Genomic DNA, 13662 nt, shown 5'->3' on the forward strand with positions numbered 1-13662 from the left:
AACATATATAAAATACGATTTATTTTCTCAAAATTTTTTTTAAAATTATGCTTGACATGGAACGCGTTCCAGAGTTTATACTGGTTTCAAAAAGTAAAAGAGGTCATCTATATGAAAATCAAACGTATTTTTTGTGACATGGACGGAACACTGTTAAATAACGAAGGAAAGGTCAGTGACAGTAATGCAGCCTTGATACGCGAAGCAGGGATTCCCATCACTTTAGTATCTGCTAGAGCACCAATGGAAATGAAGGAGGCCACTGATGCCCTTCAATTAAAAGGGGTTCAGGTTGCTTTTAACGGAGGATTAATTTATACCATAGGAAATCATCATCAAGTCCTACCGATTCATGTGCAAACCATTAAAAATAAAACGGTTAAACAGTTGCTGAGAGGAATCCGTCAACACTTCCCTCAAGTTAGTTTATCTTATTATGATATGAATAACTGGTATTGTGATAAAATAGATGAAGGAATCCAGTATGAACAAAGTTTAACCCGTCAAACGCCAACCTTTATTGATAATGAAGAAGAGTTTTTAGAGGGTCAAGGAAATACTTTTAAAATTATGATGATTACTTTCGATGAAGCAACGATGCGAGAATTGGAAAAGTATCTTCAAAGTTTATACTTACCACAAATCACGATTCAACGTTCAGGTAAAGCCTATCTTGAAATTACACATCTCCTAGCTAAAAAATCTAAAGGAATTGCACATATCCTTCGAAAAGAGCAGTTGGACAAAGAAGAAACAGCTGCATTTGGTGACGGACATAATGATTTGCCTATGCTTGAAATGGTTGGCTATCCTATTGTGATGGATAATGCCTTTGATGATATCAAAGAGATAGCTTATAAAATAACGAAGTCAAATGATGAAGATGGCGTAGGATATGGGATTCACAATTTTTTAAAGTAGGAGCCCTATAATGACAAGTATCAGTGAAATAGCTAAAAAAGCTGGCGTGGCTAAATCAACCGTTTCTCGTGTGATCAATCACCATCCACATGTCTCTGATGAGACACGACAAAAAGTCATGGATCTTATCAACGAGCTGGACTATATGCCAAACCAGCTAGCACGAGATTTAAGTCGAGGAAAAACACAAAAAATAGGGGTCGTCATTCCACACACCCAGCACCCTTATTTTACACAATTAATCAATGGTCTCCTAGATGCTGCTAAAGCTAGCGACTATCAACTTGTCATGATGCCTTCAGATTACAACGAAGAATTGGAACTTTCCTACCTGAAGCAACTTAAAATGGAAGCTATTGACGCTTTAATCTTCACTTCGAGAGCTATTCGTCTTGATAGGATTGAAACCTATGCGAAATATGGACGAATAGTGGTTTGTGAAAAATTGCAGGGTTATCCGTTACTATCCTCTGCTTACCTGGACCGCTATTCTTCATTTGTGGATGCTTTTTCTGCGATGAAAGCACGAGGATTGGAACACTTAGTTTTGTTATTTTCAAGAGATAATGAATCATCGGCTACCTATCAAACTGCATTATTAGCTTATCACAATGTTTATGGGCAACAGTCGACTCCATATATGGTATTTGGGAATATTCATGATTTTAATGATGGCCTACACGTATCACATGAATTAGTCAATGACGATCGTATCGATGGTATATTAGCTACAAGTGATGAAGTGGCAGCTGGTCTCATAAAGGGATATGAAGAAAGAGAGAAAAAAATTCCCTATATCATTGGGCAGGAACGTCTATTAGTTGGGCATCTGTTGAAACTCCCAACGATAGACCACCAATCCTATTCTTTAGGAAAATTAGCATTTAAACAAGCTTTATCTGAATCGATTAGTCAAGAAGTTTTGATTTCAGAATTTTTACCTCAAGATAATTAGTTATTAAAAATAATAGAAAAAGTTTCCAACTATGCAAAATTGGAAACTTTTTTAGTTCATGTTTCATAGTCTCAAACAGTTTTAGTTTTTACTTGCCCCACTTTTGCCCCATTTTGAAATAATTATATTGAAAATTACTCCAAGTATATTCCGAAAATCACTTATATTTCAATATTTTTATTTTCTTTCAAGATGAGTAAGCCTCCCAAATCCATGCAGGGGGGCATGAAATAACACATGAAAAAGAGGCTGGGACGAAAGTCCTTCAGCCTCGCTTTGTTTGGTAAAAAACTCTTGACGCGGTAGCTGATTTGACTTTTTGTTCGTCTTTTAGACTCCAAAAAGTGCCTAATCATCCCAGCGCCTTTTTATGAATATAATTTATCATTTTCTAGAGCCTTCCTTCTTCCACCTCCTTTAGCAGCCGCTTCATATAAAACAAATGCTCTCTGTTGCTTTTTGCATAATGATCGACATAATCAATGCACTTTTTAGCTCTAGGCGTTCGCGGATAGAGGGACTTGACCTGCCGTCTCAGTCTCATCACTTCCGACAGCAAATCTGCATCATTTTCTATTTCCTGTCGGGACTGTTTTTCTTTAAGATTTTTAAAATAAGTAATCAAATCAATTTTCTTATCAAGGTCAGAGCTTCGCTTGACCGAATCCTTAACTTCCTGAGATTCAGGATCCATTTGCTGATTAAGCCAGGCAAGAAGTCGGTCATACTTTTTTTGTTTTTGAAGTTTTTGCTCTTGTAGTTTTTTCTCCCTAGCCTCCTTTTGCCGTTGTATCCGCTCCTCCTCTGCCGCCCTACGCAATTTCTCCTGTCGCTTTTTTTCTTCCTCTTCTTCTTTTTTCCATAATTTTAAATTCTTTTTATATTCATCTATATCAAATATCCCATTTAACTCTGGGCGCAGATAGTCATTTACAACGTACAGTATACGGTCCATTTTATTATAGGCCAGTTGCCTTTCCTTGCCGCTTCTGCTCAAAGCCATTTTAAAAAGAATATAATCATTCCAAGTGTTAAATTCATTTTCTTTATCTTCCTTAAAATAGCCCTCTTCATAGAATTGATCCAACAGTTCTATATCCATCATATCACGGAGATCCTGAAAGGAATCACCTTCTTTCAATTTATAGATTTTTTCTGCTTTTTTTAAGCTCTTAGTCAATTCTTCATTTTCAAATTTCTCAATACAGGAAGAGCCAATTGGATACAGTTCTATTTCTGATCCATCATTTCTGACAATAGAAAAGAGTTTTTTGATATTTTTATGGCCACAGAGACAGCTTTGCCGATGGCTGCTGTCAATTTTTATAAGTTTTGCTTTAGTCCACTCCATTCTTGCTTGTTCCCAATTATCAGAGGAACTTAAACGGATTATCGTCTCTTTTAAATAATCATGAGACATTTGACCATCTCCTTTATTCTTTATAGAATTTACAGCAAACTTTAGCATCTAAACTGTCATTCATTAATGAAACAGACGAACTAACATCTCAACTGTTTGCTATCGCTCCAAGGGATAATGACCAGCAAAATAATTTCCCAAAATATCCACATTCTGCTAGCCAGCCAACTGCAGGTTCTGGCACTCTTCCTAGGAAAAGAAGGACAGTTCCATAATCTCGCCAGAAATGTTCCAAACTCTCTTATCTGCCCTCTTTTGCAAGATAATCTTTTCTTCAGCATTGAGCAAAATCTTCGCTGCAAAAGGCAGAAATATTTTATTGTGACCGGCCTTAGAATGAATCCAACTGACGTAGTCCATTGACAAAACCTCCATTTTTATCTATAAATTTGCTTACAGTATAACATTTTTATTCCGAAAAGGCGAATGATTTGAGGTTGAGAAAGCAAAGGCTTACGGACTTGCGTTTTTTTTCCTAGGTCTCAGTCTCTACCAGAATCTTTCATGTCCAATCTTTGCTGGTAAAGGTTTTATCTACAGCCTTTGGACTTATCCGTTTGACCATACCCAGGCTGCGCCGGGCATCATACCTCTAAGCTCGGATATGTCCTATGGACTTCCTTTTTAGGAGACATAGAAAAACCGACTCATCAAACAAATAGATAGAGAGTTTGAAATAAAGCTGGCTAGAACAGACCTCTCACTGCTCCAGTCGTTCTCGAATAAAGATTTTAAATCGCTCAATATCTCGCTGAGACAGTTTCCCAATAATCGTAAACTTTATTTGAGCTTTATTTAATTCATAATACCTGACGGTATCAATCCATGAGGGCTTTTTCAGTCCTGCTTTAAACCAGTCTGTAATCTCAAAATATTGCTGCTGAATAGCCGCAGATTTCCCCTCATACTGACTGGTAATCCGCAAAACTTTGATAATCTCATCATCGAAGCGAATGACCATAGCCGGACGATTCTTTGCCCCGCTTCCATCCGCATACTCGACGCGTCCAACCAGAATATCATAGCGATTGAAATCAGCCATTCATCACCTCATTATACTCTGGAAAGTCTTCATCAAAGAAGTGGGCCGCATCTTCCGTTTTTTCTGCGTCAATCGTTCGCTTTTCTAGTTTTGTCAAGAGTAATCGCTCCAACTCTTCATCAGACACGGCCGAAGGCTGGCGCAGCTCAAAAGGCAGGCCCCGGACCTCTTCAGATTTTTTTAAAAACATGACAAATGCCTCACCTACACTCGTTCCCAAAGATTTATAAATCGCTGATACTTCGTCCAGCAGCTCAACATCCACTCTTTTTTGAAATAATTTTGTAGCCATACAATCACCTACTTTTGTATTTGTTTGTATTATAATTGTATCATGTTCAAAAGAGGAATGCAATATGGAATATATAGACAGAAATGGCTCATATAATTCCCTAAAATTTTCAAACAGTAATAGCAATTAAACAATTAAATTCTAAGAAACCTTTTTCAAGAGGGTAGCAACTCCCATTCCCCCTCCAATACATAATGATGCCACTCCTAACTCCGCAGCACTGTCAAGCATTTCATAAATCAATGTTGTTAAAATACGACTACCGGAAGCTCCTACTGGATGGCCTAAAGCAATCGCACCTCCTCTAGGGTTAATTTTCTCAGCTTCAATAGAAAGCTCTTGTGAACACGCTAGTGATTGTGAAGCAAAAGCTTCATTTAACTCAAATATGTCTATATCTGAAACTTTCAAATTATTTTTTCCTAGCAAATCTCTAATTGCATATACAGGTCCTAAGCCCATTAATTCCGGCTCCAATCCAACAATAGAGGAATCTATAACTTCTACTAAAGGTTTAAGATTGTATTGCTCAACAACCCTTCCGCTAACCATCAACACTGCAGCGGCTCCATCATTTATACTTGATGAATTCCCCGCAGTTACTGTTCCACCATTCTTAAATGCACCTTTCAGCTGAGATAATCTATCTACACTAGAATCCCTACGAATTCCTTCATCTTTTGAAACAATCGATACCCCTTCCCTATTAGTAACTTTCAAATTAATGATTTCACTTTCAAAAGCTCCTAATTCAGTAGCCCTCATTGCTTTTTTGTGGCTTTCAGCCGAATATGAATCCATTTCTTCCCTAGAAATACCATATTTCTCTACAATATTTTCAGCAGTAATACCCATATGGAATTTTTCTATTGAGTCTACTAAAGAATCCTCTAACATAGAGTCAATCAAAACACCATCTCCCATTCTATATCCTGTCCGAGCTTTTTCCAATAAATATGGTGCTTTTGACATGCTCTCCATTCCACCTGCAAGAACAATTTTTGCTTGTCCTGATAAAATGAGCGCTAACCCCATATTTATACTTGTGAGTCCGGAACCACAAACATCATTAATCGTAATCGCTGGAACAGAATTTGGTATCCCAGCAATTCTACTTGCCTTTCTAGCCGGATTTTGTCCTTGACCAGCTTGTAAAACATTACCCATTAAAATTTGATCAATCAACTCTACCGGAACACCTGATTGTTCTATAACCGCAGACAAGGCTTTAGCACCTAGCTCTGCAGCTGTAAAGGTAGATAAGCCACCATTAAATTTTCCTATAGTACTTCAATTGTTCTCAGTTGCATGTATTTCGTTTTTGGAACAAGAGAATCTCTATGACGTACCTCCTCTACTAGACCAACTAAAGATTGATGAAAATCGCTTTTCATGAAAGGTGACTGTAGAATAGCAAATTCTTTAAAGTTATCACTTTCTAAGAAATCCTGAATTTCTGAAAAACTAGATACTTCATACAATACAACTAAAGTATTTTTACTAATACCTTTATAAATCACTGAATTAGTGAGTAGATCCGACATCTTATTTTCAGTCCAAACCTTTGCAGCTTGATCTAATTGTCATCTTGAACTTCCCATTCAATCAATACGAGATATGGTGCTTTAGAAATGGTTAATTTCATTTTCATTACCTCTTTTCTATAGAAAATATATTTTAAATTTAGTTTTATTTAACATTTTTAAATTTGTCAACGCTACCGCAGAATCATATTTTAAATTATTAATACGAGAGGAAACTAACATACCTTGACGAATAATTTCAAATAATTTTATTCCATCTACATGGTCAGAAACGTAATCACTATCTAATTCAGCCCAATTAAAATAGCCTCTGAAAGCCACACTTTTACCATACTGCTCGTATTCAGAGAGCAGCACATTCTCCTGCTTTTGTTTATGAACTAGCTTTTTATTTAGATAGCCCTGCTCATATGACAATTTTCGTTGGATTTCTTTAGGTAATTCAATTAAATCAATCAATGAATAAGCAACATCAGGTGACAAGTAATCCCATTCAAATTGATGTTTAATATCTGCCAATTGCTCAGGTGAAAGATTTTTCCCATTTTTTTCCACTTCTGTGACTAAGTCACCATAGATTGATAGTATCATTGCTAATTCTTTATCATTATCATACACAATCCCATCGTCTAATGTTTTAATTTTATCAGTAAGTCTAATTTCAAACATACTTTCTCCTCGCCAATATAAATTACCGGGTATAAAATACTGGTATTGAAATTTATTTTACTTAGTGGAGTGCACTCCATGTCAACCCCCTTTTTTTCAATATAATTTCATAAATATTTCTATTCAGATACACTTTTACAAAAAAATGGTTACTTTATATAATATTTACACTTAAATTTAATTATTATGATAAAATTGCATAAAATATATGCAAGGAGAAGAATTATGACTAGACAATATTCAATCGGGGAATTTTCTAAAAAATGCGGTCTTTCAATCGATACTCTTCGCTATTATGAAAAGGAACATCTCATACACTGCCATAGACAAGACAATAATCGCAGATATTATGAAGAATCTGATGTAGCATGGGCACAATTTATCATCCGATTAAAAAAAACAGGTATGTCAATTAAAGATATGCAAGAGTATGCTAATTTAAGATATAAAGGAGATTCAACTATTCCGCAGAGGCTTAAATTATTATTCCTTCAACTAGATAATCTACACAATCAACAAAGTGAAATTGCACAACATATTGACTTTCTTGAAAAAAAATAAAAACTTATTTGGGTATAGGGAACGATAATTAATTTTCTTGTATATTCTCCTTGACCTTGAGTGTACTCCAGATGTTATAGTGGAGATATCTCAAATAAAGGAGGAAGATGTCATGAACCATTTGAGGAATTACACTTGCATCACAGGAGCCAGTGCAGGCATTGGATTAGAGGCGGCGAAAAAATTCGCTGAATTAGGCAGTCATCTAATCTTGGTTGCTCGTCGTCAGAAACGCTTGGAAAAGCTTAAGGAAGATATTTTAAAACAGCATCCAGACCTAGACATTGTCATCAAAACAACAGACCTCTCTGTTTTGCAAAATGTCCATGATTTATATGAGGAACTGAAAGGCTACCATATTACGACCTGGATTAATAATGCAGGATTTGGAAATTATGATTCAGTTGCCCATCAGGATCTCAAGAAAATTTCGACCTTAATCCATCTGAATATTGAAGCCTTGACGATTTTATCCAGTCTTTATGTCAGGGATTATGGCAATGAAAAAGGTGCACAGTTAATCAACCTCTCTTCCAGAGGCGGCTATATGCTGGTTCCTAACGCTGTTACCTATTGTGCCAGCAAATTTTATGTCAGTGCTTTTACCGAAGGCTTGGCCTTGGAACTGCAGAGCAAAAACTATCCTTTGCAGGCAAAGGTTTTGGCCCCCGCTGCTACAAAAACCGAGTTTGGACAAAAGGCAACCGACACAGAAGATTATGATTACGATGAGCATTTTGCCAAGTACCACACCAGCGAAGAAATGGCTGAGTTTCTTATGGAGCTATATCATAGCGACAAGGTTGTGGGACTGGTTGATGTAGCAGATTTCAGCTTCAAATTGAGTGAGCCTCTATTTAATCATTAATAATATACATATCACGCCTTAAGATTAAAATAAGAGAGTATAAATGTGTGATTTATATTTGTACTCTTTTTTTGTCTATATTTTTTAACTCCTGTAATTTGTTTATGTTTACAAGCAAAATATAGAAAACTAATTTTATTTGTGTACACAAATTGATTAACACATTAATCAGATTAAATTAAACTTATTTACAAATATTTTTTCGCTCATCAAAAATGTCCCCCAGTCATATTACCGACGTACAACAAAAATCAGATTGTAATTACGAGCAAAAAAAAGATAAACCGCTTGGAAAAAGCAGTTTATCTATGTTTCTAGACTTTTTTCTTGTGATTTTGAGCCTTGTCCGCCATCTTTTCTCAATTTCAGCCCATTCATCTTTGGTCTCCTGTAGCAAATGAATATAGATTTCGCGCAACATGGTCGTATCCTTATGAACGGACCACTTTGCTAAAAACTTTCAAAGAATCCCTCATATTTTAAAATGAGCAAAGCTTCAGACAGCAGATCTATGCCAGATACAGCCCCATGAGTGACAGCGGCCTTTTCATCGAGGGCCAGCTGCAAATTGATATGTGCCAAAAGGAAAGACGGGGCTATCAGGAGATTGTCGCTGATATGAAAAAAGAGGAGCTGCAAGCAGCGGCCATATCCCAAACAGAGCCCATCTATCTGGAGGGAGGGGATGTGCCGGTCGACTATTCCAATGTCTTTGTCAGTATTGGTAAATCCGCCAGCAATCTAGCCGGCCTCAACTGGCACCGCCGGTATTTGGATGATTTCTGAAATGTCGTCCCTAGTATAGCCTTTATGGCAGAAATCACCCAGCATCTCCTCACCCAGAATATTACGCAGCTGCTGAAATTCTGCATTTTCTTTCAGTTTATCAGTTTTCTTCGCCTTCTTTAAACTCTTGATCAATTCTTCATTGCCGAATTTTTTGACACAGGAAGAACCAATCGGATAAAGCTCTGCTCCAGATCCACCATTTCAAACAACAGACCTCCCCGCCGTTTTGGCAGGGAGGTCTGTCTATCAGCAAAAGAAAACTACGGGAAAAGGCAAAAGCAAAATGATTTTTTATACTCAATGAAATAAAAATAGATTAGGTAAGCCGAAGCAAACAAATAGGGTTTTGATTGTCAAAGAGTACAATGAAAATCTGACAAAGATTATCACACACCGAGCTGCATTCCTAATGACTGTCTTATAATTTTTGGGGTTAGGAATGGAAAAAGATTATATATGAATCAACAGTTGATACGCTGTTAACGCTGCATATCAAAGCGGCCTTCCCGTAGATTCTGGCAACTAATCTGTTCTAGGAAACATCTTAGTCACGTTTCATTTTACAGAAGAAATGTTACGAAATATCAAAACCTGTATTAATAAAGGGATACAAGATCATGACTGATTGTAAAATATAGTCTTTTAGTAGTGAAACTGTCTGGGGGACAGTTTCAGCCTATCATTTTGACTTGCTCCGACAGCCCAAGCCCGGAAACAGGAAACGAGGCTGAGACACTGTGGTCCCAGCCTCGCGCAGACATTGGCCTGCTAGAGAGGGGATTGTGCAGAAGGATCCTGGCCTATCCTAACGGATGGAAGCTCCATCTGCAACCCGAAACAAGAGCGGACTGCCTTCCCTCTCATGACTGGCAAAAGAAGCAGTTGCTCCTCAGGAGCTTGATTACTTATGACTCTTCTTGGAGCGGAGTACGATAAAGCCTACCAGACCTACCAGGGCAACTCCAGCCGCAATCATTATCCAGCTGGCATTTTCGCCTGTTTTAGGCAGCACCTTCTTTCCGCCGGCACTGACTTTTACATTGCCAGTCCCTTCTGCGGTCGTATCAACGGTAACTTCTGTACCTGTTTGGCTTGATGTTGATGAGCTGCTTGATGTTCCGGTCTTGGAATCGCTTGAACTGCTGCTCTTTGTCGGCGGCTGAACAGCACGAGGTACGGCGATATTGACAAAGTCTTTGTGAAGAATACCTGAACCGTAAGTATCCAGCTCAGCAGCATTGACATTGATTACTTCATTTGACAGCTGGTAGCCTGACGGTGCTTTGGTCTCCTTAATCACATAACGCTCTTTGACCAGATTGCTGAAAGCAGCCACACCATTGGCATCGCTGGTTACTGTTTCAATAGCAGTAACACCGTCTTCGTCATAAAGGGTAAACTCAGCGCCTTCCAGCAGTTTGCCCTTGTCATCCTTCTTGATCACCTGCACACCGTAAACATCTCCGCGCGCATAGCCATTGGCACGCTGGTAGCGAACAGACGCAGAAGAACGCTGGTCTTCTATATTATTAGCTTTCAGGATGGCCTCATTTGGAAATTGGGTGCCGCTGACAGGGGCCGTTGGGAATTTCACTCGGTAACGGATGTAAAATCCTTCTGAAGACTGGATATTGCCCATATTGATGGTGAAAGAACGCTTGTCAGCTGTCAAATTAATCTGATAGTTACTGGTTACATTTTCACGGTCCTGACTCAGATGGTAAGAATTATCTGATGAATCCGTCACCCAAGAGCCTTTCAGAATCTGGAAACTTGCTGGATCAATCTCGCCGCTGTCAAAACCGAGCTGGTCTGAAATGACAACATTGTCTAAATTTTGACCGAGCTGGTTGAGATTGAGGCTGTAAGTGATGGACTTGACATCGTCGACATTGTCCCAGCCATACTTGACAAAGGTAAATGGTGTAGCCTGACCAGGAATCCCTTTGAAGTCAATATTTCCATATTCAATGATATTTTTACCGACTGTCAGCCGCAGGGGAACAGAGCCTTGGCTGCTGAAAACAGTGTGGTCAATCCGGGCGAGCAGGTGAACTTTCCCTTCGATGTGCGAACGGGTCAAGACATAATCTGTATAGGTCAGCGTCATCTGCTTGTTGGGCGCATCGACAACCGCTGTCGCAACCAAATTATCGTCATCATCCTTCACTTCAAAATCCGCCCCTTCCAGAGCAAACTGGGCAGGAAGTGCAATTGTCGTCGTATCTCCCGGCTTCACCTTGCCGTAGTTGAAAGCAAAGTTGGCATCAATCTGGAATCGTTCCCAAGGAGACAGGCTTTCGGTCAGTTTTTCGCCTTTCTGATTATAGACGTTGATTGATGTAATGACATCATCCACTGTCTCGGCCTTAACTGACTGCTGGCTGACAAACAAGCCGAAGATGAGTACACAGGCAACCGACAAAAAGCCTGCAAAAGTCTGAGATATTTTCTTCATATCCATCCCTCCAATGTTACTTTTTTGCCAGAAATGTTTAAATTGAATTAAATCCACTTTACATTTCCGGTTTACTATAAATATTAGACTAACATAGTAGCTTTTATAAGTCAAATATTAGTACACCTTTTCAAGTGAATGTTCGGATTTAGTATACACATTGTCAACTTCTGTCTAAAAACAGAGAAGAAAACAAAAAATTATGCTCTTAAAAATGAGAAAACCCAGCCTTTTTCAGCTTGATTCCCTCCCTAAAAATTGATATATTCGCCTGCCCGTCTGTATATGAAAATGAGTAAGCGAGGAAGGTTCGGGGAGCCTCTTTAACCCTGCCTAAAAATTCGAAAGCAGGGAAACTTCCAGTCTATCACTTAAAATAGAGGACGATAGGGCAGCGAGCTGCTCAAAACCGGAGGTTTTGAGGCGGCGGATAAAGCTTCCGCTAGGAAGTGTCAGGCTGCTCAACAGTCTGTTTAAGCTAACAGAGTAATAAAAAGTAAACTAAATGACGATAGAAACAGTTTAAAAAGAAGCTTTTTTCAAGTTTCAGATGCCAAGCTATTTTTATTTCCTGGCTTCCCATTCATCATAAAATTCATTTAGATAGACTTCTAAAAATTGATGGCGGCCTTCTGCCAACTCTTTAGCTGCCGACGTATGCATGGTATCTTTTAACTTAAGCAGCTTCTCGTAAAAGTGCATAATGGCCGAGCTTTTCCCATTCCGATATTCTTCCAGGGTCATCATTTCTCTCGGCTGCAAATCCGGATCATGAATCGGTCTTCCTGTATGTCCAGAATACACCATTGCTCGTGCAATGCCAATCGCACCAATCGCGTCTAATCGATCAGCATCCTGTACGATTTTTCCTTCTAAACTAGGCATGTCTTCCCTGGTCTGCCCGCCTTTGAAAGACAGCTTTGAAATAATATCCACAATATGATTTCTGTCAATCTCAGAAACTTCGTGCAATATGAGCCACTGTTCAACTTTTTGTAAGCCCGCTTCTTCGCTTTCATTTAACTTGCCATCTGCAATATCATGCAAAAGCGCAGCCAATTCACAAATAAAGAGATCCGCCCCTTCTTTTTCTGCAATCGCTACAGCATTATTTGCAACACGAACGATGTGCCACCAGTCATGGCCGCTGCTGTCATCCTTCAGCTCTTGGCGGACGAAATCCCGTGCTGCTTGTAAAATACGCTTTCTGGTGTCAGGCATGCCTTCCTCCACTCTCATTTTTCTGTGTTTAGGCCAATGGTCTCCATCTGCTGCTGAATCCTTTGATAAACTTTATTCCAATCCTCTGAATTGGAAATGTCCAGCTGATCCGTTCTAATCTTCATTTTAGGACTATAATCATAGTCATCATACCAATCTTGGTAATGCTTATGTAGCAGTTGGTAATAATCCAACAAACCATTTTCCTCATTTGGCTGCTCGTAAGAACGTCCACGTTTTTTGATGTTATTCATGATATGATCAAAACTGCCATCTAAGTAAATTAAGAGGTCCGGCGCTTTCTTTGGCAATCCTTGGATTTCCTCCATCATGTTGTCCAGCAGCTCCAGATAAATACCATATTCCTGTTCACTAATACTACCGGTCAAGGTGTTGATATAAGTAAACAGCGCATCCTCATAAATCGAGCGATCGAGAATATTATTATCATCATAATAAGCCTCTTTAATCATCTTAAAGCGCTTATTCAAAAAGTAGATTTGCAGGGCAAAACCGTACTTCTCCGGATCTTCATAGTATTTGTCCAAAATTGGATTTTCTTCCACGGGTTCAAAAAACGGCTGGGTTCCCAACTCTTCGGCCAAACGATCCGTATAGGTTGTTTTTCCTACACCAATCATACCTGCTAAAATAATCACTATGGTTCTGTACCTCCAAAACGATTCACTATACGATAACACTATATATCGTATTTACAAAAAAATGATAACACAATATATAGTATTAGTCAAGATACCTATTATCGTTCAAATAGAAAGCAAATACAAGCACTGGGCCAAGCATATTTAGGGAATCTCTATGCACAGCTAACTTGATAGGAGAGCAGTCTTTCTCCCAATCTTTCCCTAGCATAACCGGCCTTGCAGCAGTCGCCGCTTTCAGCTTCATGCCAAAACCACGA

14 protein-coding genes and 1 pseudogene are annotated in these 13662 nt (G+C 38.7%); 5 read left to right on the forward strand and 10 right to left on the reverse strand.

The annotated features are described in order from the left end of the window. Nucleotides 1-111: 111 nt before the first annotated feature. Together STRDD11_RS07230 and STRDD11_RS07235 are read left to right on the forward strand one after the other, a co-directional pair. Nucleotides 112-921 (forward strand): HAD family hydrolase, encoded by an 810-nt coding sequence (locus STRDD11_RS07230; RefSeq protein ID WP_128836742.1) that lies wholly within the window; start codon nucleotides 112-114, stop codon nucleotides 919-921. A gap of 10 nt (nucleotides 922-931) precedes the next feature. Beyond that, nucleotides 932-1876 carry a LacI family DNA-binding transcriptional regulator gene (locus STRDD11_RS07235; protein ID WP_128836743.1) on the forward strand — a complete coding sequence of 315 codons (945 nt, stop codon included), beginning with the start codon at nucleotides 932-934 and terminating at the stop codon, nucleotides 1874-1876. Between the two features lie 391 nt (nucleotides 1877-2267). Here the strand turns inward: STRDD11_RS07235 and STRDD11_RS07240 are convergent, their stop codons facing one another. The 6 genes from STRDD11_RS07240 to STRDD11_RS07260 form a co-directional block, all read right to left on the reverse strand. Next, nucleotides 2268-3296, reverse strand: a complete 1029-nt coding sequence (locus tag STRDD11_RS07240) for a hypothetical protein (RefSeq protein WP_128836744.1) — start codon at nucleotides 3294-3296, stop codon at nucleotides 2268-2270. A gap of 189 nt (nucleotides 3297-3485) precedes the next feature. Then, the gene (locus tag STRDD11_RS13680; protein WP_164828420.1) at nucleotides 3486-3656 is read right to left on the reverse strand and encodes an NUDIX hydrolase; all 171 of its coding nucleotides are present in this window, start codon (nucleotides 3654-3656) and stop codon (nucleotides 3486-3488) included. 340 nt (nucleotides 3657-3996) lie between these two features. Beyond that, nucleotides 3997-4338 (reverse strand): type II toxin-antitoxin system PemK/MazF family toxin, encoded by a 342-nt coding sequence (locus STRDD11_RS07245; RefSeq protein ID WP_128836745.1) that lies wholly within the window; start codon nucleotides 4336-4338, stop codon nucleotides 3997-3999. Further along, nucleotides 4331-4630: a type II toxin-antitoxin system RelB/DinJ family antitoxin gene (locus tag STRDD11_RS07250; RefSeq protein ID WP_128836746.1), complete on the reverse strand. Its 300-nt coding sequence runs from the start codon at nucleotides 4628-4630 to the stop codon at nucleotides 4331-4333. Before STRDD11_RS07250 ends, STRDD11_RS07245 begins: the two co-directional genes overlap by 8 nt. 141 nt (nucleotides 4631-4771) lie before the next feature. After that, nucleotides 4772-5914, reverse strand: a complete 1143-nt coding sequence (locus tag STRDD11_RS07255) for a thiolase family protein (RefSeq protein ID WP_128836747.1) — start codon at nucleotides 5912-5914, stop codon at nucleotides 4772-4774. A 377-nt stretch (nucleotides 5915-6291) separates the two neighbouring features. After that, nucleotides 6292-6843, reverse strand: coding sequence for an AfsA-related hotdog domain-containing protein (locus STRDD11_RS07260; protein ID WP_128836748.1), 552 nt, complete (start codon nucleotides 6841-6843; stop codon nucleotides 6292-6294). Nucleotides 6844-7068: 225 nt separating this feature from the next. Here STRDD11_RS07260 and STRDD11_RS07265 point away from each other — a divergent pair, with 225 nt between their 5' ends. Together STRDD11_RS07265 and STRDD11_RS07270 are read left to right on the forward strand one after the other, a co-directional pair. Beyond that, the gene (locus tag STRDD11_RS07265) at nucleotides 7069-7404 is read left to right on the forward strand and encodes a MerR family transcriptional regulator (protein ID WP_128836749.1); all 336 of its coding nucleotides are present in this window, start codon (nucleotides 7069-7071) and stop codon (nucleotides 7402-7404) included. A 112-nt stretch (nucleotides 7405-7516) separates the two neighbouring features. Next, nucleotides 7517-8272: an SDR family NAD(P)-dependent oxidoreductase gene (locus tag STRDD11_RS07270; RefSeq protein WP_128836750.1), complete on the forward strand. Its 756-nt coding sequence runs from the start codon at nucleotides 7517-7519 to the stop codon at nucleotides 8270-8272. A 262-nt stretch (nucleotides 8273-8534) separates the two neighbouring features. On the opposite strand, the pseudogene STRDD11_RS14930 reads toward STRDD11_RS07270, so the two are convergent. Then, nucleotides 8535-8744 (reverse strand): annotated as a pseudogene (locus STRDD11_RS14930) (hypothetical protein); the annotation flags it as partial. 56 nt (nucleotides 8745-8800) lie between these two features. Here STRDD11_RS14930 and STRDD11_RS07280 point away from each other — a divergent pair. Beyond that, nucleotides 8801-9058: a hypothetical protein gene (locus tag STRDD11_RS07280; protein ID WP_128836751.1), complete on the forward strand. Its 258-nt coding sequence runs from the start codon at nucleotides 8801-8803 to the stop codon at nucleotides 9056-9058. 904 nt (nucleotides 9059-9962) lie between these two features. Here the strand turns inward: STRDD11_RS07280 and STRDD11_RS07285 are convergent. The 3 genes from STRDD11_RS07285 to STRDD11_RS07295 all read right to left on the reverse strand — a co-directional run bounded on the left by STRDD11_RS07285 (nucleotide 9963) and on the right by STRDD11_RS07295 (nucleotide 13399). Continuing rightward, complete coding sequence (locus tag STRDD11_RS07285) at nucleotides 9963-11519, reverse strand: Ig-like domain-containing protein (protein WP_128836752.1); 1557 nt, start codon at nucleotides 11517-11519, stop codon at nucleotides 9963-9965. Between the two features lie 564 nt (nucleotides 11520-12083). Then, on the reverse strand, nucleotides 12084-12740 hold the full coding sequence (locus STRDD11_RS07290) for an HD domain-containing protein (RefSeq protein WP_128836753.1): 657 nt from the start codon (nucleotides 12738-12740) through the stop codon (nucleotides 12084-12086). Between the two features lie 14 nt (nucleotides 12741-12754). Beyond that, the gene (locus STRDD11_RS07295) at nucleotides 12755-13399 is read right to left on the reverse strand and encodes a deoxynucleoside kinase (protein ID WP_128836754.1); all 645 of its coding nucleotides are present in this window, start codon (nucleotides 13397-13399) and stop codon (nucleotides 12755-12757) included. Between the last annotated feature and the right edge of the window lie 263 nt (nucleotides 13400-13662).

This window comes from Streptococcus sp. DD11 (genome assembly GCF_001578865.1).
Lineage (GTDB): Bacteria > Bacillota > Bacilli > Lactobacillales > Streptococcaceae > Streptococcus > Streptococcus panodentis.